The sequence below is a fragment of the Spongiibacter taiwanensis genome, from assembly GCF_023702635.1.
In the GTDB taxonomy this organism is placed as follows: Bacteria; Pseudomonadota; Gammaproteobacteria; order Pseudomonadales; family Spongiibacteraceae; genus Spongiibacter; species Spongiibacter taiwanensis.
The window spans coordinates 413,872-434,042 of the sequence record NZ_CP098455.1 but is presented as its reverse complement, the minus strand read 5'-3'; the positions used below and the strand labels follow the sequence as shown (position 1 = coordinate 434,042).

General features: G+C 54.7%; 20 protein-coding genes. 5 read left to right on the top strand and 15 right to left on the bottom strand.

Translation table 11 applies throughout. The features are described 5' to 3' along the window. Positions 1-16: 16 nt before the first annotated feature. Positions 17-991 carry an RNA polymerase sigma factor RpoS gene (rpoS, locus tag NCG89_RS02175; RefSeq protein ID WP_251088134.1) on the top strand — a complete coding sequence of 325 codons (975 nt, stop codon included), beginning with the start codon at positions 17-19 and terminating at the stop codon, positions 989-991. Between the two features lie 78 nt (positions 992-1,069). Here the strand turns inward: rpoS and fdxA are convergent, their stop codons facing one another. Both fdxA and mutS read right to left on the bottom strand, forming a co-directional pair. Further along, positions 1,070-1,393, bottom strand: coding sequence for a ferredoxin FdxA (fdxA, locus tag NCG89_RS02170; RefSeq protein ID WP_251088133.1), 324 nt, complete (start codon positions 1,391-1,393; stop codon positions 1,070-1,072). Positions 1,394-1,533: 140 nt separating this feature from the next. Next, entirely contained in the window at positions 1,534-4,068 is a 2,535-nt protein-coding gene (mutS, locus tag NCG89_RS02165) for a DNA mismatch repair protein MutS (protein ID WP_251089326.1), read from the bottom strand. 317 nt (positions 4,069-4,385) lie between these two features. On the opposite strand from mutS, the gene recA reads away from it, so the two are divergent. After that, entirely contained in the window at positions 4,386-5,411 is a 1,026-nt protein-coding gene (recA, locus tag NCG89_RS02160; RefSeq protein ID WP_251088132.1) for a recombinase RecA, read from the top strand. A 21-nt stretch (positions 5,412-5,432) separates the two neighbouring features. Here the strand turns inward: recA and ppk2 are convergent, their stop codons facing one another. Beyond that, on the bottom strand, positions 5,433-6,188 hold the full coding sequence (gene ppk2, locus NCG89_RS02155) for a polyphosphate kinase 2 (protein ID WP_251088131.1): 756 nt from the start codon (positions 6,186-6,188) through the stop codon (positions 5,433-5,435). A gap of 106 nt (positions 6,189-6,294) precedes the next feature. Between ppk2 and NCG89_RS02150 the strand changes: the two genes are divergently transcribed. Next, positions 6,295-7,392 (top strand): phosphatase PAP2 family protein, encoded by a 1,098-nt coding sequence (locus tag NCG89_RS02150; protein WP_251088130.1) that lies wholly within the window; start codon positions 6,295-6,297, stop codon positions 7,390-7,392. 37 nt (positions 7,393-7,429) lie between these two features. On the opposite strand, the gene NCG89_RS02145 is transcribed toward NCG89_RS02150, so the two are convergent. The 12 genes from NCG89_RS02145 to NCG89_RS02090 form a co-directional block, all read right to left on the bottom strand. Further along, complete coding sequence (locus NCG89_RS02145; protein ID WP_251088129.1) at positions 7,430-8,596, bottom strand: PilT/PilU family type 4a pilus ATPase; 1,167 nt, start codon at positions 8,594-8,596, stop codon at positions 7,430-7,432. A 129-nt stretch (positions 8,597-8,725) separates the two neighbouring features. After that, entirely contained in the window at positions 8,726-10,777 is a 2,052-nt protein-coding gene (locus NCG89_RS02140) for a pilus assembly protein TadG-related protein (RefSeq protein ID WP_251088128.1), read from the bottom strand. Between the two features lie 30 nt (positions 10,778-10,807). Further along, complete coding sequence (locus NCG89_RS02135; RefSeq protein ID WP_251088127.1) at positions 10,808-11,062, bottom strand: DUF3613 domain-containing protein; 255 nt, start codon at positions 11,060-11,062, stop codon at positions 10,808-10,810. Next, a complete protein-coding gene (locus NCG89_RS02130; protein WP_251088126.1) occupies positions 11,059-11,757 on the bottom strand; it encodes a tetratricopeptide repeat protein in 699 nt (232 codons plus the stop codon). Before NCG89_RS02130 ends, NCG89_RS02135 begins: the two co-directional genes overlap by 4 nt. Positions 11,758-11,770: 13 nt before the next feature. Beyond that, complete coding sequence (locus NCG89_RS02125; protein ID WP_251088125.1) at positions 11,771-12,643, bottom strand: type II secretion system F family protein; 873 nt, start codon at positions 12,641-12,643, stop codon at positions 11,771-11,773. Positions 12,644-12,647: 4 nt separating this feature from the next. After that, complete coding sequence (locus NCG89_RS02120) at positions 12,648-13,514, bottom strand: type II secretion system F family protein (RefSeq protein ID WP_251088124.1); 867 nt, start codon at positions 13,512-13,514, stop codon at positions 12,648-12,650. Between the two features lie 11 nt (positions 13,515-13,525). After that, positions 13,526-14,776: a TadA family conjugal transfer-associated ATPase gene (locus tag NCG89_RS02115; RefSeq protein ID WP_251088123.1), complete on the bottom strand. Its 1,251-nt coding sequence runs from the start codon at positions 14,774-14,776 to the stop codon at positions 13,526-13,528. 18 nt (positions 14,777-14,794) lie between these two features. Continuing rightward, positions 14,795-16,111 (bottom strand): type II and III secretion system protein family protein, encoded by a 1,317-nt coding sequence (locus NCG89_RS02110; protein ID WP_251088122.1) that lies wholly within the window; start codon positions 16,109-16,111, stop codon positions 14,795-14,797. Between the two features lie 62 nt (positions 16,112-16,173). Continuing rightward, on the bottom strand, positions 16,174-17,076 hold the full coding sequence (cpaB, locus tag NCG89_RS02105; protein ID WP_251088121.1) for a Flp pilus assembly protein CpaB: 903 nt from the start codon (positions 17,074-17,076) through the stop codon (positions 16,174-16,176). A gap of 199 nt (positions 17,077-17,275) precedes the next feature. After that, a complete protein-coding gene (locus NCG89_RS02100) occupies positions 17,276-17,725 on the bottom strand; it encodes a TadE/TadG family type IV pilus assembly protein (protein ID WP_251088120.1) in 450 nt (149 codons plus the stop codon). Positions 17,726-17,791: 66 nt separating this feature from the next. After that, positions 17,792-18,265, bottom strand: coding sequence for a prepilin peptidase (locus NCG89_RS02095; protein WP_251088119.1), 474 nt, complete (start codon positions 18,263-18,265; stop codon positions 17,792-17,794). A gap of 2 nt (positions 18,266-18,267) precedes the next feature. Then, positions 18,268-18,444 carry a Flp family type IVb pilin gene (locus NCG89_RS02090; RefSeq protein WP_251088118.1) on the bottom strand — a complete coding sequence of 59 codons (177 nt, stop codon included), beginning with the start codon at positions 18,442-18,444 and terminating at the stop codon, positions 18,268-18,270. Between the two features lie 189 nt (positions 18,445-18,633). Here NCG89_RS02090 and NCG89_RS02085 point away from each other — a divergent pair, with 189 nt between their 5' ends. Both NCG89_RS02085 and NCG89_RS02080 read left to right on the top strand, forming a co-directional pair. Continuing rightward, positions 18,634-19,080: a regulatory protein RecX gene (locus tag NCG89_RS02085; RefSeq protein WP_251088117.1), complete on the top strand. Its 447-nt coding sequence runs from the start codon at positions 18,634-18,636 to the stop codon at positions 19,078-19,080. Positions 19,081-19,697: 617 nt separating this feature from the next. Beyond that, positions 19,698-20,129: a Spy/CpxP family protein refolding chaperone gene (locus NCG89_RS02080; protein ID WP_251088116.1), complete on the top strand. Its 432-nt coding sequence runs from the start codon at positions 19,698-19,700 to the stop codon at positions 20,127-20,129. The last annotated feature ends 42 nt before the right edge of the window (positions 20,130-20,171 follow it).

Genomic DNA, 20,171 nt, shown 5'->3' with positions numbered 1-20,171 from the left:
AAATAAGGATTTGACGATGCGGGTATTGGAATCGGAGCTCGACCAAGAGCGCTTTATCGACACCATCCAAACTGAGGATGACTCGGAAGAGTCTCGTGCAGAGGCACCATCCTCCACCAAGAAAAGTCGTACACGGCAATACAGCAGCGAGTTGGATGCAACCCAGCTATACCTTAGCGAAATTGGGTTTTCGCCTCTGCTGACGGCCGATGAAGAAAAGCATTATTCAAGATTGGCGCGAAAGGGCGACGAGGCCGGTCGCAAACGCATGATTGAAAGTAATCTGCGGCTGGTGGTGAAAATATCCCGACGCTACCTCAACCGGGGGCTCACTCTCCTGGATTTGGTCGAAGAAGGAAATTTGGGGCTGATCCGCGCGGTAGAAAAATTCGACCCGGAGCGCGGCTTTCGCTTTTCTACCTATGCCACCTGGTGGATTCGACAGACCATAGAGCGTGCGCTGATGAATCAGACGCGAACCATCCGCTTGCCGATTCACGTCGTTAAAGAGCTGAATGGATATTTGCGCGCTGAGCGGGAGTTGAGTCAACGGCTTGACCACATGCCCTCGCCCGAAGAAATGGCGTCGGCGATGGACCGGCCGCTGGCAGAAACCAAGCGCCTGTGCAGTTTAAAAGAGCGGGTGGGCTCTATCGATGTGCCAATGGGCCAGGGCACTGACCAATCCCTTTTAGATACCCTGGCGGATCAGCAGGCGCCTAACCCCAGCGATGTGCTGCAGAGTCAGGATATCCAGCGCTGCATGGACAGTTGGCTTGATGAACTCAGCGAGAAGCAGCGGGAGGTGGTATTGCGTCGCTTTGGGCTGCGGGGTTACGAGAGCGCTACTCTGGAGGAAGTCGGCCGAGAAATTGGCCTGACCCGGGAGCGGGTTCGCCAGATTCAGGTCGAGGCCCTCAAGAGCCTGCGGGTGATGTTTGAGAGTAACGGGCTCAGCGCTAGCGCCTTGTTCTCCGAGGCGGCGGAGTAGCCAGCACAGCGGGTTAATCGGGCAAAAAAAAGACCTGCATTTGCAGGTCTTTTTTATTTCTGTACCAACATCGGCGCGTTAGCGCTCCAAATACTGCAATTTGTCCGGCTTGCCATTCCACTCTTCTGCATCGGCCGGGGCATCTTTCATTTCAGTGATGTTCGGCCACACTTCTGCCAGCTCGGCATTTAGCTCAAGGAAGACTTGCTGGTCTTCGGGCAGCTCATCTTCGGAGAAGATCGCTTCAACGGGGCACTCGGGTTCACAAAGGGCGCAATCGATACACTCGTCGGGGTGAATGACCAGGAAGTTTGGACCCTCATAGAAGCAGTCTACTGGGCAGACTTCAACGCAGTCCGTATGCTTGCATTTAATGCAGTTTTCACCCACTACAAATGTCATTTTGGTTCGGCCCCTCTGTAAGCTGTTGTGGTCGGTTTCCACGAGCCGCGTATTGTAACACCGGCTAAAAAAATCGGAATAGATTGGTCTTAACAATAATTCAGCTGTTGCTTATCACTTTTTCAGATGATCGTGTCTGTTTAAAGCAAATCCCTCAACATATACAGCATGTCATGGGCTTGGCGGGGGCTGAGGTTATCGGGGTCGATCTCCTCCAGGCGCTGCAAAACGGGGGAGGGCGCGGGAGGTGGGGCGAACAGATCGGCCTGGAGCTGAGGGTCCTGCTTGCCTTTCAGGGTCGTTGTGGTGGCCTGGCGCTCGAGCTCTTCCAGTTTTTTTCGTGCTGCGCTCACCACATTGCTCGGAATACCCGCCAATTTGGCTACCTGTAGCCCATAGCTGCGATTGGCTGGGCCCTCCTCAACCTTGTGCAAAAACACAATGTGATCCTGGTACTCAGTCACCCCGAGATGCACGTTGGCCGCCAGCGGGTAGCTTTCTGGCAAGGCGGTGAGCTCAAAGTAGTGGGTGGCGAACAGAGTGAATGCCTTGATTCGACTGGCCAGGTCGATACCGCTGGCCCAGGCGAGAGACAGGCCGTCAAAGGTGCTGGTGCCGCGCCCCACCTCGTCCATCAATACCAGGCTGTTGGCCGTCGCGTTGTTGAGAATGTTGGCCGTTTCGGTCATCTCCACCATAAAGGTCGAGCGGCCGCCTGCGAGGTCATCGGATGAACCGATGCGGGTGAAAATCTGATCGACCAGACTCAGCTCCACCGCCGCGGCCGGCACATAACTGCCGATGTGGGCGAGCAGCACGATCAATGCCGTCTGGCGCATAAAGGTCGACTTACCGCCCATATTGGGGCCGGTGATAATCAGCGTCCGACGCTGGTCATACAGATCGAGATCGTTGGCGATAAAGGGTTCGTCCAGTACCTGCTCGACCACCGGGTGTCTGCCCTGATGAATTTTCAGGCAAGGTGCATCGCTGATAACGGGGCGGCAATAGTCGAGTGCCAGTGCCCGCTCAGTCAGATTACAGATGACATCGAGCTCGCACAGGGCGGCGGAGGCATCCTGCAGGGGCAGTAAAATAAGATTGAGTTCATCGAGGAGTTGCTCGTACAACAGCTTTTCGCGAGCCAGCGCCCGGCTTTTGCTGCTCAGTGCCTTGTCTTCGAATTCTTTCAGCTCTGGGGTGATGAATCGCTCGGCATTTTTCAGTGTCTGCCGGCGGATATATTCCGCGGGGGCTTGGGCGGCCTGCACCCGGCTGATTTCAATGTAATAGCCGTGCACCCGGTTGTATCCCACCTTCAGGCTACTGAGTCCGGTGCGGGCCTTTTCCTGCTGCTCCATTTGCAGCAAAAACTCGCCGGCGTCGCTGCTTAAACTGCGCAGCTCGTCCAGCTCGGAATCATACCCTTCGGCAATGACACCGCCGTCACGCAGCACCATTGGCGGATTTTCGATAATGGCACGTTCCAGCAGACTGGCCATGTCGGGAAACTCGCCGATTTTCTCCGCCAGCGAGCGCAGCAGATCGGAGTCTGTTTCACGGGTTGCACGCTGAAGCTCTGGCAATGCTGCCAGAGCCCGCTGGAGGCGGGACAGGTCACGGGGACGGGCAGACCGAAGTGCAACCCGGGCCAGAATGCGTTCCAGGTCGCCAATTTCTTTCAACAGCGGCTGGAGTGCATCGTGACCATAGCTCTGTTGCAGTTCGGCAATCAGCTGCTGGCGCTGCTCCAGTACCTCTTTATTGCGCAGTGGCCGATGTAGCCAACGCTTGAGCAAGCGACTACCCATGGCGGTTTGGCAGCGATCGATCACCGAGGCCAGGGTGTTTTCCACCGTGCCACTTAAGTTGATATCCAGTTCCAGGTTGCGGCGGGTGGCGGCATCCATCGCGACGGCGTCGTTGCGCGATTCGTGCTGCAGGCGATGAATATGTGGGATCTGGCAACGTTGTGTGTCTTTCACATATTGCAGCAGACAGCCCGCAGCTGCGATGCCGAGGGTAAGCTGGTCGCAACCGAAGCCACTTAAATCTTGTGTCTTGAAATGCTGGCACAGTGCCCGCCTGGCAGCGTCGATTTCAAACTCCCAGGGGGGGAGGCGGCGCAGACCGGGTCGCCGGGCGAGGGCGGGGCTGACCAATTCATCGGGAACTAGCAATTCCGCGGGCTGCAATCGCTGAATTTCGGCCAGTAGCGCGGCCTCATCAGCAATCTCGAAGACCAGAAAGCGGCCGCCACTCATATCGAGGCTCGCCACGCCAAAACCGTGTTGGCCCTGAGCGACCGCCACCAGCAGGGTGTCTTTACGCTCCTCGAGCAGGGCTTCGTCGCTGAGGGTACCGGGCGTGACGATGCGGGTGACCTTTCGTTCCACCGGGCCCTTGCTGGTCGCCGGATCGCCGATCTGTTCGCAGATGGCAATGGAAACACCCTGGCGAACCAGGCGGGCGAGGTAGTTCTCAGCGGCGTGATAGGGGACCCCGCACATGGGAATGGGGTGCCCGCCGGACTTGCCCCGGGCGGTGAGCGTGATATCAAGCAGCTGGGCGGCGAGCTTGGCATCGTCAAAAAACAGCTCGTAAAAATCCCCCATCCGGTAGAACACCAGTTCGTTGGGGTGCTGTGCCTTGATGCTCAAATACTGCTGCATCATTGGGGTGTGCTGGGGGGCGTCAGTCAAGCGAGGGTCCGTCGAAAAGTGGCTGGAAAACCCGCGATACTACCGCAACTGGCGGGCTCGCTCAAAACGCATTGATCACAAAGGATCGCTCTGGCATATCCCGTACAGTTGGGCTAGGTTTTTATTCTCGGCCGTCACCCAGGAGAGCAGAAATGTTGGACACGGGCATTGACAAAGTGAGTCGGGATACTGATTATATATACAGTTGTTTGGTGATGGGGTGCCACCATCATCGCTGTAAACCATCACATCAAGAATTCAAGTCTATCTCGAGATAAAAGGGAATACGCATGGACCCAAATAAGCAAAAGGCGCTGGAGTCGGCGCTGAGCCAGATTGAACGTCAGTTCGGTAAAGGCTCAATCATGAAGATGGGGGACAGCTCCCGTGAAGTCATGCCGTCGATTTCCACCGGGTCTTTGGGCTTGGATGTGGCGTTGGGTATCGGTGGTCTGCCCTGCGGTCGAATTGTTGAGATCTATGGTCCGGAGTCTTCTGGTAAAACCACCTTGTGTCTACAGGTCATGGCAGAGGCACAAAAACTCGGGAAAACAGTCGCCATCGTTGACGCTGAGCATGCCCTCGACCCGCAGTACGCGGAAAAGCTCGGCGTCAACTTGGAGGACCTACTGGTATCCCAGCCTGACACCGGCGAGCAGGCCCTTGAAATCACCGATATGCTGGTGCGCTCCGGTTCCGTGGATGTCATTGTGGTGGACTCGGTAGCTGCACTGGTACCCAAAGCGGAAATCGAGGGCGACATGGGTGACTCCCATGTTGGTCTGCAGGCACGGTTGATGTCCCAGGCCTTGCGTAAGCTGACTGGCAGTATCAAGCAAACCAACACCCTGGTGATTTTTATCAACCAGATTCGGATGAAGATCGGGGTAATGTTTGGTAACCCCGAAACCACCACCGGTGGTAATGCATTGAAGTTCTACGCTAGTGTGCGTCTGGATATCCGTCGTATCGGCTCGGTGAAAGAGGGGGACGAGGTCGTTGGTAACGAGACGCGGGTGAAGGTGGTCAAGAATAAAGTGTCACCACCCTTCAAACAGGCCGAATTCCAGATTATGTACGGCAAAGGAATTTATCGCCTCGGTGAGGTGATTGACCTCGGTGTGAAGTTGGGACTGGTCGATAAATCGGGTGCCTGGTATGCCTATAAGGGAGACAAGATTGGCCAAGGTAAGGCCAATGCCGCGCGTTTCCTGGATGAAAACCCGGAAATCGCCCAGGAGATTGAGGGTGCTATTCGCGGTGAATTGCTGCCTAAACCCGCGGCTAAGAAAGTCGAGGAGTCGGTAGCGGAGTAAGCGGCAGTCCTGACTGGCGGGCTATTTGCTCGCCAGTTGCTGTGCTGAATATCGTCGTACTGCCGAAAAAGGCGTGTCCATGGCCGGGAGATTTTTCCCCGGAAACGCGAGCTGTTCCATAAGGTGATAAATCACACTGAGTCGGGCGCGGCGTTTGTCGTCGGCATCAACTATGTACCAGGGCGTATCGTCGGTATCCGTGGCGGCGAGCATTTCATCCCTAGCCCGGCTGTAGTCCTCCCAGTGATCGAGTGCGACCGCATCGATTGGGCTTAATTTCCAGTGTTTTAATGGGTCGGTTCGGCGCGACTCCAAGCGCATCCGCTGTTCTTCCTCAGAAATATCCAGATAGTATTTTACAATCTCGATGCCGGCATTGCTGAGCATTTTCTCAAAGATGACCGTGGCACTGAGAAAATCCTCGGCCTCTTGGGGGCTGCAAAAGCCCATCACTTTTTCAACACCTGCCCGGTTGTACCAGCTGCGGTTCATTAACACTATTTCCTGGCCGGAGGGTAGACAGGCAACATAACGTTGAAAATGCCAACTTGCTTGTTCACGGTCCGATGGCTTGCCCAGGGCAATTACGCGGGTTTCTCTCGGGCTCAAGTGCTCGGCAATGCGCTTGATCACGCCATCCTTACCTGCCGCATCGCGTCCTTCAAAGATAATCAGCACTTTCCTGTCATGGCTAATCAAATGCCGCTGTAAGGCGACCAGTTGAATCTGAAGCTGTCTCAGAAGTGCCTTGTACTCTTTGTGATGGATCGGTTGCATTTACAAGGGGTCGCTCTTTAGTAGTGGATTCGGTTCATGCGTATTACGTCGAGGTAGCCGCAGTGCTTTACTTTGACTTTACGGTAATCGCAGGGGCGCGAAAAGAGTGAACACGGAGAAGGGGGCAAGCAGGTTGCTTGCTCCGGTTTATTCCTGCTTGCGCGAGGATAGGGCGATTTACTGCTGCCTATATGGCTTTGTCGCGGCAGCGGCGATATTTCTCAGCTCACAAGGTTTGTGGTCTCGCTTTTCTTTGTGGGTCTATCCAAAAGTCACGTTGGAGATTTTCCTGATTTTTTCGCAGGTGACGCTGCTGGGATATCTCCTGCATACCATGATCCTGCGTCGGCCCGCCGCCCTGATTGAAACCGTCTCTGGCGAACTAATGAACTACCTTCGCAACGGGGGCTTTCTACGGGGCCTGTTGCTGCTCATTAGTGCATCTGTCTTCTTCTCCAGTATCTCTTCCTTTAAAACGTTGATACCCGAAATTAACCCGTTTCACTGGGACCCCGATTTTTATCAGCTGGATCTTCAACTTCATGGAGGGGTATCCCCCTGGCAATGGTTGCATGGGATTTTGGATTGGCCTTGGGCTACCTGTGCGCTGAATGCGGTGTATAACGCTTGGTTTTTTCTCATGCAGGCCGCGTTATTCTGGTTCTTCTTCTTTGCCCGTAAGGGGGTAATTCGACAACAGTTTTTGCTCAGTTTTATTTGTTGCTGGGTGGTGAATGGCGCGGTGCTCGCACTAATTTTCTCCTCCGTGGGGCCAGCATTTTATGAGCGGCTGTACCCGGGCGTCACAAGTCCCTATACCGATTTGATGACGTACTTGCATCAGGCTAATGAGAGCTACCCGGTATGGGCGTTAGCGACGCAGGATTACCTGTGGCAGCTTTATCAACAGGGCGAAAACGGGATTGGTGGCGGGATTTCAGCCATGCCGAGCATGCATGTCTCAGTAGCGCTGTTGCTGTGCTGTGCAATTTGGCCCCGCGGTCTGCTGGCCCGGGTTGCTGGCTGTCATTTTGTGCTGATTATTCTAATGGGCTCGGTTCATCTTGCGTGGCACTACGCTGCAGATGGCTATCTATCCCTAGTTACCAGTCTGGCAATATGGAAAGTGTGTGGCTGGCTTCTCAGCTTTCGGCCGACCCCGGAAGCCGAGCCCGATGTCGTGCCAAGCCTGGCAAAACATTGAGCGGCGGCAAGTAGTCAAATGATTACAGCCTTGTGAGTCAGTTTTGCGCTTCTTCGTCTTCCTCTTCGGCCTCGATCGCCAAGCTGAAGCCGGAGGGTCTTGACTGGGACTGATCGGCTTGCATCTCACCGGCGGGCAGCCCGCGCTTGCTGTGAAGCTTGATCCGCAAACGTAAATTATTGGCTGAGTCGGCGTTTTTAAGGGCTTCTTCGAAACTGATTTTGCCGTCTTCATACAAGCGGAACAGTGCGGCATCGAAGGTCTGCATGCCCAGGTTCTCTGACTTGGCCATAATCTCCTTGATGCTTTCCACCTCACCTTTATGAATTGCCTGGTTAACGGTGGGGGTTCCCAGCAGAATTTCGATGGCAGCCGCGCGTTTGCCATCTTTGGTAGGCACCAGCCGTTGAGAGACGAAACAGCGCAGATTCAAAGAGAGATCCAGTAGTAACTGATTACGTCGCTCTTCGGGGAAGAAGTTAATGATGCGGTCCAGCGCCTGGTTTGCGTTATTGGCATGCAGGGTTGAGATGCACAGGTGCCCAGTTTCAGCAAAGGCGATGGCATGCTCCATGGTTTCACGGTCGCGAATTTCACCAATGAGAATTACGTCAGGTGCTTGTCGTAGCGTGTTTTTCAAGGCTTGGTGAAAGCTGCGAGTGTCAACACCGATTTCCCGTTGGTTGACGATGCACTTTTTGTGACGATGGATAAATTCAATGGGGTCTTCAATGGTGATGATGTGACCACTGCTATTACTGTTGCGGTGATCGATCAGCGCGGCAAGGGAGGTGGATTTGCCTGAGCCTGTGGCACCGACAAAAAGCACCAAGCCGCGCTTTGCCATCACCACCTCTTTCAGGATGGGGGGCAAGCCCAGGCTATCGGCGTCGGGGATTTCTGTCACAATATTTCGCGCCACGATGGAGATTTCATTGCGCTGCTTAAAGATATTTACCCGGAAGCGGCCGACCTTGGGAATGCTGTAGGCCAGGTTCATTTCCAGCTCAGTCTCAAATTCCTTTATCTGCTCACTGTCCATAATTTCGTAGGCGATCGTTTTGATATCGCCATTCGAGAAAGGCTCTTTGCTAAGGGGTTTGAGTTGGCCGTGAAATTTTGCGCAGGGAGGGGCGCCAGTGCTTAGAAAAAGATCCGAGCCGGAGTTTTTCGCGAGCAGCGTCAGGTAGTCGTTAAAAGTCATCAATACATCCCTAAAAACTGGGGGCGCTGCCTATCGCGCCCTGTGGCCACCGGCATTTTACGGTTACCGAGCAAGATAAACTATCGCTGTCTGATGACTCACTCGGACTTTCCCGTATGACACCTCGCGTTACATGACCAGTCGGACTTTATCGTTTTCGCAGGTCATGGCGCCGCCGACTTCTACCTCCGCCAGGGAAGCACCCAGCGTTGCGAGAATCTCATTGATAATACTGTCCAGCAAAGGGGCAATGACGGCATCCAGTGCATCGGTCAGGCCATCGGTCAGACCGTTGGCTGCTGATCCGGCTAAATTTAGCAGGGTTCCAAGGCCGTTGCTGCCAATGCCGCCACTTTCGGGTTCATAGAAAATTAAATCGAGATCGGTCAGAGCGCCGTTTACATCTGAAACAACGCCGGACGAACCTAATGCCTCATAAGCGTTACCCGAGAGGGTGGTGCCAATGTCTGGCAAATAGGTATCGTCCGGATAATTTTCATGAAGCACTGTGCCGGTTGCTGGCGAAGTGGGCGATTCGCGGTTGTCCACTGCGATTGCAATGCCGCCTCCCGCATATGCATCACGGTCAGCCAGCGCTTTGTTTGACACCCAGCTCCCGCCACTCCGGTAGGTGTAAGAGCAAGAACCTAACAAGCACGTCTTTCTTACCTCAATAGTGCCAATGTCGATGATCGGAATGGGGGTGATGGTGAAATCATCTGACGCCATTGCGTTTGCTGCTGCGTCGTCGCGATCACTGCCCATGTTGCCCAAAGCGACGGAGGCAATAGACGATTGGGCCGAGCTGGTCAGGGATTTTTCGTCCGTTGTCGAGTCGCAGGTGTAATTGCTCACCCTGGCGGTACCTTCACCTGCGGTAATCAGAACGTCTACCCGGGGTGAGGATAGGATGTCGATGTCGACCATCGTTTCCTCTTCCGTACAGGTGATTAGACAGGTAATGCTTGTGAGCAAGCCAATAACATCCAGTGACAGCGCGTCGTTGACCATATCAGTAACGCCAGCGATCAGCGGATTATCTAGAAGAGAGTTCAGTGAGCTGGCTAACGGTACCTCTACCGAAGCGAAGGCTTTCACAGTGGCGGAGCGGACATAGATAGCGTCACTGCCGTAGGGGTTTATTTTGGCGAACTCGGGGTTCCCGACGGCGGAAAACTGCGGGGGCTCAACGACTTTCAACGTGAGATAGGCTGTGGCTACCCCCAAATTCAAAGGGATTTCCGCGGCCAGACCTGACTCGCTATTCGCCAGTTGGATTGCCGCCTGGACCAATTCCATGACCTGAACATTGGTGTTTAACGCAGCTTCCTCGGCACCGCTCTGAATTTTCAAGATGTCGACTAGCTCAATTGCGGGTGTAGACAGAGGAATTGAATCCGACAGCAGGCCCAGAGCGGAAACGGCGGCCGTATTTCCGCCGTCCTGTAATACGTCCGCAGCGACGTCAAGCAAGTCGCCCACGGTGATTTCGGTACTCAGAATGCCATCGTAGTCGCCAACATCGAGGCTCATTTCGGTTGCCAGCGCATCCATGAAATTAAGCAAGTTGAGATCGGTATTAACAAGGTTCTGCCAATCACCGACTCCTAATGCCAGGCTGGTGCCGAGCATGCCGCCAAGCAATGAGTTGAGCAGCGCGGAGTCATCGCTGTTCACGCTAACTAAATTACTGCGCATGCTAAGTTGTGCGGTTGGCTCACAGGCTTGGGCCACACTTGAGCGGCTCAGGCTGATCGAGCTTGGTGTGGTTGGCCATAGCTGTTGGAATAATGACGCCGGAATGGTTCGTGTTAGGGTGACCTGAATCGCCTTGCCAGTTGCGTCGGCGACAAACTGGCGGTCAAACCCTCCGGATCCGTCGCTTACCCTTTGGGTTCGGCCCAAGGCGACGGCGATATCCCCCTCGTTGCCCTTGAAATCATTGCGGCTGGCTGAGAGCACATCCACCGCGACAGCCTTTCTGCCGTCTTCGTCCATGGTCTGGTCGCGGCAGTAAAGCAGCGCGGTTTCCAATGCCGCCAGGTCCGCGTTTTTCTGCAGGGACCGGCGCTCCAGAAATAGACGCCCGGTGTCGACCACCACTGCGAGGAACATCAACAAGGTGGTCATCATGATGGCGGCCATCACCGCGACAGCGCCATGCTGTTTTTTTCTCGTCATTTGGCGAAGGGGCGTCTTCATGGCCTGGGATCACTCAGATTTAAAGGAGTCTTTAGCGAAGCGGGCAGGAATTGGGTGGCTAAAGCTCTTCACATAGCGTTGGTACACCTCTTTGCGAACTTTGCCACTCAAATACTGATCTTCCGTGCTGGCCAGCTCGCCCGAGGCCTGGGCCGCCAATAGGCGCCCTGTGACCGTGCTTGGCTGCTCCTTGTCTTCGGGAGCAGCGACAGCGAGAGTGGAAACCAGTAATGCGGCTGTGGTGCAGAGGACTGATCGTTTCATAGTGGTGCTCCTTGTTTGATGCTGCTGGAATTGGCAAAGGCGGGCTGTTTAAAGCGGTTGGCTTTGCCAATCAGTTCTCTAAATTCTTCCACGGGGATGCCATTGTTCTTGGCCATTCTGGCGGCAGTGCGGGTATCACCATCCAGTATCAGGCTCATTACCATATTGCGGGTGGCGACGGGATGCCCCGGTGCCAGCTGAAGGGCCGTCATGAATTCCCGTTGGGCGGCTTTGAATTCCCGGTGGACTAACAAAATGAAGCCGTAGTCGTTGCGGATATCAGCATCGGTCGGTGCCAGTTTGCGGGCGGTTAGCATCTGCTGATGGGCCTGGGGAACATTGCCGCGGGTGGCCAGGATTTTCGCCATACCGGCGTGGCCGTATGCGGTCATGCAAGTCAGGCTGAGGTCGCGGTAGCTCTCGTAAGCCTCATCCAGCAATCCAGTTTTCCGTTGTGCTTCAGCTCTCAGCCATAATGCATGGGGGCTGTTGCTATTGTCATTTTCCAGGTGGGCGAGGGCAGAGTAGTACTGCTCACCATCAATCAGCTGGCGAACCATGTCCAGTTTTACGCCGTTTTCCTGACTGACAGGCGCATTGCATACGCCGACCACCGAGGCCTGCTTATTGGCGGTGCTAGCACAGCCGACAAGGCCTGATAAAGCGAGACAGATCATTAAGGATTTAATGTTCATCAGGGTTTCCTTATTAAGAAGCGACATCACCGAGCGCCTTGGAAAGACTGGTAAAGCTGGGCCCGCCGACAAAAATCAGTAGCGCTGGGAAAAAACACACCATCATCACCAGCGACATTTTGCCAGCCAGCTTGTTGACCACTTCCTGCAGTTCGAGCTTTCTGCGGCTTTGTAATAGCAAATAGAGTTCATCTAGCGATTTGTCGATGCTGCCGCCAGTGATCGACTGTTGGCGAATCACAATGAGGTACTCTTTGAAACCTTCTGCGCCGGTGCTGTTAATCAAGTCATAGAGGGCTTCCTCCTGGCTTTGGCCCGACTCAATCTTATTCACCGCCAAATTCAACTCGGTAGCACAATTCGGGGTCAGTTCTTTTAACTCTTCACAAATAATGGCGAGGGTCTTTGGCAGCGACAGGCCGACCCGCCACAACATTCGGGTTGTCTGGATCAGCATGAGGGTTTCAGCTTCCAGTTTGGCTTGCCGGTCCTCAGCATGCTTTTTCAGAAACATATAGGCCAGTAAAGGGAAGCCGAGCAGGCTGGCGCCACAAATCAGCAGTGCTTGCGGAATGGGAAGTCCCTTAATCAGCGCGCTTACCCCAAAGGCCAGCGCCAGGGCCGCACAGAGTATCCCGGCGATGGTCACCGCTTTAATTTGCTGATCTGTCTTGACCATACCCGCTCGGCGAAGTAGCTGTGACAGAGAAGCAATATGGGTATTTTCTTCGCGAAGCTGCCGCCAGATATCTTTAGAACTGAATTCGAGCTGGGCATTTTTACCACTGCTGCTGGAGCCCTCCATATGGGCAATCGCTAGCAGGACGACGGGAGCGGTGCACAGCACCACCGCGCCAATAATGAAATAGATATGATGTGCTTCCATCGCTTCAGGTCCCTACCGATTTGATCATTCGCCACAGCGCTACAACGCCAAACAGCTCCATAAAAGTTGCCGCCAGCAATGCATTCTGGCCGCCCGGGTCATTCCACATTGTCATGACCATATCGGGCATCATGTACATCATGTACGCCACGGTTGCCGGCGGGATAAGCGCCAGCACCACAGCGGTGAAGCGGGTTTCCCCGGTCATCGCATTGAGTTCACGTTTGCCGGCTTCGTCCAAGCGAAGGATGGCGACGATGTCGTCCAGAATGGAACGGATGCTGCCGCCGTATTGTTCGTTGATTCGAATGGCGGTGGCGAGTACGTTGAACTCCTTCAGACGATTGTGATTTGCCTCCCGGTCAAAGGCGCGATGCAGCTCTTCACCCATGTGCACCCGGCGGACAACTCGGCGCATAACGGTTCCCAAGGGGCGTTCTAGGGTTTCTACCGAGTCGCTAAAGGCGTTTTCAACCGAGATACCGGCGGAAAGGCGGCGGGTAACCTGATTGATGAACGAGGGAAGTTGTTCCAGCATCATCTGCTTGCGACGATTCCCGAGGGATTTCATGCCCAGATACAACACGCCGGGTATGGCGGCGCTGACAATCAACGCGATCTTGAAGGGCAGTACCAGCAAACTGATCAGGACGCCGCCACCGGCAAAAGCCATGATCAGATAGATAACTTGGGGCGGCAATTCGACGCTATGCTGGGCCAAGTAGTCTTTGATGAAAGAAGGCACGGCGTCTTGCTTTTTGTCGACAACGACGCGGGGGTCAACTTTGCCTTCTTGTTCATTGGAACCCAGCATCAGCAAAACCACGAAGGCCAGGCCGATCACCAGCAAAGACAGAGCAATCCAGATCATGATCCTCTCCTTCAGCCAGTGACTTCGTCATCGAGCAGCGGTACCACCTTGGTGTCAACCGCGCGCAGCGTTTTACTGGTGTCGTCATAGGTAAACAGCGGATGAAGCTTTACTTCCCGGTCTACCATGCGCAGCTCCGCGACCTGAAGCACGCAGCGGTGGCCATCGGGCTTGCGCCCTATCTGCACAATGAGGTCGAGCGCGCTGCCGATCATTTTCAGGATCAAGTCACTGGAGCCTTTGAATCCTGACATGCCGACCATCATTTCCAGACGGGTCATGGCATCGGCGGCAGAGTTGGCATGTACCGTACTCATCGAGCCACTATGCCCGGTATTCATCGCTTGCAGCACATCCAGTACTTCACCGCCGCGACTTTCACCGACGATAATCCGGTCTGGGCGCATCCGCAGCGCATTCTTTACCAGCTCCCTTGCCGATACTTCACCGACACCTTCGTTGTTCTCGGGACGAGTCTCCAATCTAACGACGTGGTCGTTTCGCAGCTGCAGCTCGGCGGCATCTTCAATCGTTACAATCCGTTCTGTCAGCGGAATGTATTGGCTGAGAATGTTCAGCAGCGTTGTTTTTCCTGAGCCGGTTGCGCCGCTGATAAGCATGTTTCGTCGACTTTTGACGGCGTTGGTGAGGTAATCCAAGACCTCTTTGGTGATAGAGCCGCCGGCCAATAATTCTTCTGCCGTCAGCGGGTCTTTACGAAATTTCCGGATGGAAAGGCAGGGACCGTCCAAGGCCAGCGGGGGCACAATGGCATTGATACGGCTACCATCAGCCAGGCGACCGTCCACGATGGGGCTCGATTCGTCGATACGGCGACCCAGGGGGGAAATCATCCGGCGAATAACGCGCAGAACATGACGGTTGTCGAGAAAACGCATGTCTGCGCGTTCCAAAACCCCGCCACGCTCGATGTAAATTTTTCGCGGACCATTGATCAGAATGTCATTGATGGTCGGATCCTCCAGCAGGGTTTGTAGAGGACCGAAGCCGACAATCTCATCAAGTAGTTCTTTTTCCAGCGTTGCGAATTGCTCGCGACCAATATTGATCTCATAAATTCGGCAGTACTGGCGGATGTAGGACGAAATCGCATCTTCCAGCTTTTTCTGGTTATCGTCGTAGATGATCTTGTCATCTTCGATTCGGTCGATAACAAAGCCGTGCATCGCCGCCTTAAGACCTTCGTGGTCACTCACATCGGTCTTTTTATTGTCCGGTTCGCGCCGTTCCAGAATTCTCATGGGATTCTCCAGGTTTGCCTAGTTTGCAAAGCCGACATCGGCTGGACGGGACTGGCTGCCTGCAGCTGCCGTTGCCTTCTCCTGGCCTTCAGGATCGAAAATCAGATCCAGAAAAGAAGGGGTATATTGGCTGTAGATTTCGCCGGGCAGCTCCGGCAGCTTGGTGCCTTTCGCGATCGGTTTGACCAAGTGAGGGGTGACAATCATCACCAGCTCTTTGTCCTCTTGCTCAAACTTGGTTGAGCGGAACAGCGCGCCGAGAATCGGAATATCGCCAAGGCCCGGGATTTTATCTGCGTTTTTGAAGGTGTTTTGACTCACCAAGCCGCTGATGATGAAGCTCTCGCCCGGTGCCATCTGAATGGCGGTGTCGGTTCGGCGTACCCGCAGCAGGGGGACTGCCACACCGCTGGCTTGCACGCCGCTGTTGAAGTCCAGGTCGCTGACCTCAGGAGCCACCTTCAGCATGATGCTGTCTTCGCTGAGCACGGTGGGGGTCAGGTTCAGGCGGATACCAAATTCCTTGAACTCAATTTGCACCTGGCCATCCTGGTTGGATACGGGATAAGGAAATTCACCACCCGCCAGAAAGCTGGCAGTTTGGCCGGACAGGCTCACCAGTGAAGGCTCTGCCAGGGTGTAGGCGTAGCCGTTTTGTTGCAGGGCGTTAATGGCTCCCCTGAAGGAATTGGTGGCATGACCGATCAGAATGGAAGAGGCATCTGCGCCCGAAACCGTATTGCCGATCAAGGCGCCAACGGGGCTGTTTGAGAGGAGCGACAGCAGGTTGGTGGAGCCAACTGCCACCGAGGAGTCTCCGCCCAGGTAGGCAAAGGCAGTACCGATTTGCTTAAGCTGTGAGCGACTGTACTCGACGATGCGAATATTGGTTTGGACCTGGATGGCACCGCTTTGTACCGTGTTGTCCTGAACGCCAGCCCCTGCGGCGGTTAACAGTTGATCGTGTTGCGTCAGCGAGTGGGTCTTACCTTCCAGCTGTACGCTGGCGCCGTTGGCGTCAACAGCGACACCAGGTGTGCTGCTGGCTGGCAGGTCCGGCACCACATCGATCTGCACTGTGGTGGGCTCTGCGCCAGCCTGCCATAGCAGCAGTTGCGTTGAACCTAGCGTTTTGCCCGTGAGCAGGAATTCCCGGGAGTTCAGTACATTTAGCGAGGCCACAGCGGGGTTACCAATCGCGCTGCGCTTAACACTGTATTGGGTCGTCAGCGGATATTGTTCGCCGACCTTGAGCCGCAGCGTTTTATAGGGTGCAGCGTGGGCTGAGGTAATGGCGGCGACAACCATCACGCCTGCCAGGAAGAGGTGTTTCATTGCCGATACTCCTTTAACGGACCGGTGGAAAATGGTGTGCTGGTTGTTTGAGTGACTGTTCATTACTTCGGCACCCGAATGGTTTCGACTTTATCGCCGCTGTATACATACACCGATTTGGGCGGTGCGGGCGGTTTGATGCCGGTGACCGAGCGGATAAACGTGGCTTTGTCTTCTTCATCGCTGCTGCTGAGAATGGTGCCTTCGCGTTCGGCCTCGGCTTTGGCATTGGCTATATCCATCTCACCTACTGCAGCTAGGCGAAGCGTGCCAGAGCTTTCTGCAAGGGTAAGGATGTTGATGTCGTCAAGCGCCACTTCCAAGACGGCAGAGCGGCTGCGCTTGCCGGAATCTTTTTGTTGAGACTGACCGCGCTTTGCCTCTTCGGGGTTGGCCACCTCGGGCAGGTCTTCGCCGATATCGGCGCCATAGGCTAGCAGGCGTACGTTGCGAAGTACGCGGCGAGAATGGCTTTTCTCGTAGTTTTCCTTGCCAGCTCTGGCGGTGTAGATCACGTCGACATAGTCGCCGGGAACCAGGAAGCCGCCGGTGCCGACCACCTCATTCACGTCAACGGCGATTGCCCGGTGTCCTTCGGTGATGTCCTCGGCGAGCAGGCTCTTTTTGATGAAGTGCTCAGCCCGGATCACATCACCCTTGCGAACGCCATATTCAAGGCGCTTATTGACCACATCGGTGACCTTGGCAAAGCTGTCGTCCACCGGAATGGGGAAGGGCAGGAGTTCGAGGTGCTCTTCCGTCAGCACGCTGCCTTTGGGGAGATCCTGATTCACCACCAACAGCTTTTGCGCGTAGGTGATTTCAGCATTCGAGGATTCTGACGTCGTTGTTGCGGCGTGTGCGCGAGAGGTATCCTGCTGGCTGATTTTGTAGCCAATTACCCCCATCACGATGGCGCTGATAATCAACAACGCAGCGATAATCTTTAATGTCCTTGCTTGCATGGTGGTATCCCTGGGTCAAGTCGTTTGATTAAGGTCTAAGCTGACGAATCTGGTTTCTTTATAGCCGCTGCGAAGCCGATGCCGCTTAAGTAACTCTGATGCTATGAGGTGTGTCGTAGTGGCACTATTGTGGTTGCTACCTATATCGGAATTTATGTGCGACAAATCTCGTTTGCGCTTGAGCAATGGTCGCCCGTTGTCATAGACGGAGGCTGGCTCGACCCACCAGTTGATCAGGGAGGTCGGGGACTTCGCCAATGAGTGGGAGCGTGATGCCAGGGATTAGCGGGGTTGCGCTCAGTCGTACCGTGCATAGCATGGTGCCGTCGCAGCTAAAGAAGTTTTCTCCCGCAGTGGCGCTGGCAACCAGTGACGCAGGTAGCCATGGCAGGGAAGCCTGTACCTGGGCAGCAACAATGGGTTTGAGTTCTGCTTCTGTGCAGGTAGCCGCCGCGCACTCCGTTGCGAGTGCAGCGCGTAGCGCATCTTCGCTAGCGTAGGTGAGGCTTTGCACCATCAAAAAGGCCAGGCCGTAGCCAGCAATGGCGTACACAATTCCGATGAAAACCGGCAGGATCAGCGCCAGTTCAATGGCCGCTGCACCCCGTTGTCTGGAGCTGCTGGTAGACCCAGCATGTTCGTTGCTCATCACTCAAATCCCTTCAGCCACGTAAATGTGGAATACACCGTAATCAGGTTGCAGGTTCGCGGCGTGCTATCCAAAAACCGCGAGGACCTGCGTGATCAGTGCGCCGAGAGCGATGGCGGTGCCCAGAGGCAACCCTCTACTAAACCTCAGATCGAAGGAATGCCCGCAAGGGGGCGATTGACTTGGAGTGAGCTTTTTGACAAGTGACGCCTGGGTGACGATCTTCTGAAGCAGCATCACTGCCACCAGACTTAGTATCCCCAGCGCAAAAACTTGCAGAAAAATCACTGTTGGCCAAACCGGGCTCAACACCAACATGAGCTTCACGTCGCCAGCGCCCAATATTTTCTTCGCATAGGCAGGTGCGGTCACAACGAGGGCAAATACAACATTGCTAAAAAGCACAATGCCCGTTGGGCCGGGCATTGTGTTTCTATGCAGCACAACAATGCCCAAAAGCACCGCCAGCAGAAGATTGGGTATTCGTCGCTGTTGCCAGTCGATAGCGCCGATGAGCAACAGAACGGATACAAGTAACACTATTAATCCAGCGAGGTGCTCACTGAGGTGAACTTTGTATCCATTTTTCCGCCGATACCGTTGAAGGCGAGCAAGCCAACGACGATGACGATGGCGGCGATAACAGCGTATTCAACGGCGCTGGCGCCTTTTTCGTCTTTGGCAAAACGGTTCAGTTTTTTGGCAAATTTATTTAGCATGGGTCTTTACTCCGTTGGGGGTTTTGTTTCGACCGAAACACGTAGGACATCCCTATCGGCCTTGGGGCTACTTTGGTCCTTGGGCTATCTAAAAAAAATAAGTGTTTGCCGTAGCGTTTCTAAGGAAAAACGAAGCTGGATAAGGGCTTGTGCTAGGGTGTGTGTAGATTGCGTCACAGAAGTAGTGATATGTCCCTCGAAAATGACATCCGAATTAAGGCGATGGACCTGTTGGCCCGGCGAGAGCACAGCCGGTCTGAGTTGTCTACCAAGCTGAATCAGCGATTTTCAGATTGCCCCGACCTGATCGTGGCCGCTGTTCAGCGCTTGAGCGATGAAGGCCTGGTGAGCAATCAGCGTTTTGCTGAGTCATTTGTACGGCAACGTGTTGCCAAGGGGCATGGGCCGCTGCGGATTCGTCAGGAGTTGCGCCAGCGGGAAGTTGAAGAGGGACTGATTGGGGAGGCCCTGGCGGAGGCCGGGATCGACTGGTGGGCCCTGGCGGAAGAGGCGGTGCAACGTCGTTTCGGCGCGGAGGCACCTGCAGACTTTAAGGAAAAGGCGAAGCGCATGCGATTTCTGCAACAGCGCGGTTTTACCTTTGAGCAAATTCAGAGCGCAGTCGCTGGCCAGTAGTCGCCGCTGGAGGTGTTATCAATTGCTTAGGGCCTGTTAACACTAATTGAATTGCACCTGCTGGAGGGCATTTTTGCCTCCAGCTAGCGGTACGCCGCCCGGGCGTAGGAAGCGTAGTTTGGTTATTCCAAATAAGCGACCGAGAACAACGCTGGGGGCAAAAATGGCTCCAGCGGAACGCCGCCCGGCCCTTCGGGTTGTGGCTAAAAATCCACCACTCGTCGTCATTCGGACCCAAAGCACTCGCTACGCTCGCGGGGCCAGCTTTCGTTCATTTGGAATAACCAAACCTCTCTCCTCATTCCCGCGCGGCGTCCGCTAGAATGGCGAATTTTTAGGCACAACAGGCGTAATCCAGTTAGTGTTAACAGGCCCTAGGGAATTTTTCCCGGGCTTGCTACTCCAAGCGGGCTAACGATGATTGTTAACCGTATGCGCTATTACCGAATTAATCAGAGGGGTCTTGAATTTGGCCCCTGGCGATAATGCGCATTTTGCAACTTGTGGCGAGCAGCCCACTTGCAGCAATTAGTGCCAGCGTTTAGTTTGGTCAGTCTGACGGCGGTTGCCTGGCCGGTTTGGCGGTTGGCGCGCTATTTCATTAAAGGAGTCTGTCAATGTTTACCCGTTTCACGGCCACGCTGGCCGCCATCACGTTTTTTGCCCTGTTCAGCGTCAACAGCTATGCCCAGGGCGCCGATTTAGCTGCAGCCGGCCTACAGAGCCTGGTGACCAAGCTGGAATTAAGCGATAGTCAAAAGAAAGAGGTGGATGCCCTGATCGGTCGCTATACCGAGAATGCCACCGCCATTCGCACGAAGGTGGTCGCACTGCAGCAGGAGATGAAGCAAATTGATCTGGGTACGCTGACCAAGAAAGAAATACAAAAAATGTCGGCCGATACGGGTCGGTACTCCGCCCAGTTCACCGAGCAAACTCTGCTCCTGCAGTCTGGCTTCTACGCCATCTTGAACAAGGAACAGCGGGCCAAGTTCGACGAGTTGCGCAATCAGGTGGCTGAGCGCCGGGCCGGCGCACTGCCAAAGTAATCATTGCTTTTCCTGCTCACACTACCGCCGGCCGGGCGCCGC

Coding starts and splice junctions, on each gene's coding strand:
- NCG89_RS02145 (WP_251088129.1), bottom strand. CDS start 8,596: ATGACTTTTAACGACTACCTGACGCTGCTCGCGAAAAACTCCGGCTCG.
- NCG89_RS02135 (WP_251088127.1), bottom strand. CDS start 11,062: ATGAAACGATCAGTCCTCTGCACCACAGCCGCATTACTGGTTTCCACT.
- NCG89_RS02080 (WP_251088116.1), top strand. CDS start 19,698: ATGTTTACCCGTTTCACGGCCACGCTGGCCGCCATCACGTTTTTTGCC.
- NCG89_RS02100 (WP_251088120.1), bottom strand. CDS start 17,725: ATGAGCAACGAACATGCTGGGTCTACCAGCAGCTCCAGACAACGGGGT.
- NCG89_RS02120 (WP_251088124.1), bottom strand. CDS start 13,514: ATGATCTGGATTGCTCTGTCTTTGCTGGTGATCGGCCTGGCCTTCGTG.
- NCG89_RS02090 (WP_251088118.1), bottom strand. CDS start 18,444: ATGCTAAATAAATTTGCCAAAAAACTGAACCGTTTTGCCAAAGACGAA.
- recA (WP_251088132.1), top strand. CDS start 4,386: ATGGACCCAAATAAGCAAAAGGCGCTGGAGTCGGCGCTGAGCCAGATT.
- fdxA (WP_251088133.1), bottom strand. CDS start 1,393: ATGACATTTGTAGTGGGTGAAAACTGCATTAAATGCAAGCATACGGAC.
- NCG89_RS02130 (WP_251088126.1), bottom strand. CDS start 11,757: ATGAACATTAAATCCTTAATGATCTGTCTCGCTTTATCAGGCCTTGTC.
- NCG89_RS02085 (WP_251088117.1), top strand. CDS start 18,634: ATGTCCCTCGAAAATGACATCCGAATTAAGGCGATGGACCTGTTGGCC.
- NCG89_RS02140 (WP_251088128.1), bottom strand. CDS start 10,777: ATGACGAGAAAAAAACAGCATGGCGCTGTCGCGGTGATGGCCGCCATC.
- NCG89_RS02115 (WP_251088123.1), bottom strand. CDS start 14,776: ATGAGAATTCTGGAACGGCGCGAACCGGACAATAAAAAGACCGATGTG.
- ppk2 (WP_251088131.1), bottom strand. CDS start 6,188: ATGCAACCGATCCATCACAAAGAGTACAAGGCACTTCTGAGACAGCTT.
- NCG89_RS02110 (WP_251088122.1), bottom strand. CDS start 16,111: ATGAAACACCTCTTCCTGGCAGGCGTGATGGTTGTCGCCGCCATTACC.
- rpoS (WP_251088134.1), top strand. CDS start 17: ATGCGGGTATTGGAATCGGAGCTCGACCAAGAGCGCTTTATCGACACC.
- cpaB (WP_251088121.1), bottom strand. CDS start 17,076: ATGCAAGCAAGGACATTAAAGATTATCGCTGCGTTGTTGATTATCAGC.
- mutS (WP_251089326.1), bottom strand. CDS start 4,068: ATGATGCAGCAGTATTTGAGCATCAAGGCACAGCACCCCAACGAACTG.
- NCG89_RS02125 (WP_251088125.1), bottom strand. CDS start 12,643: ATGGAAGCACATCATATCTATTTCATTATTGGCGCGGTGGTGCTGTGC.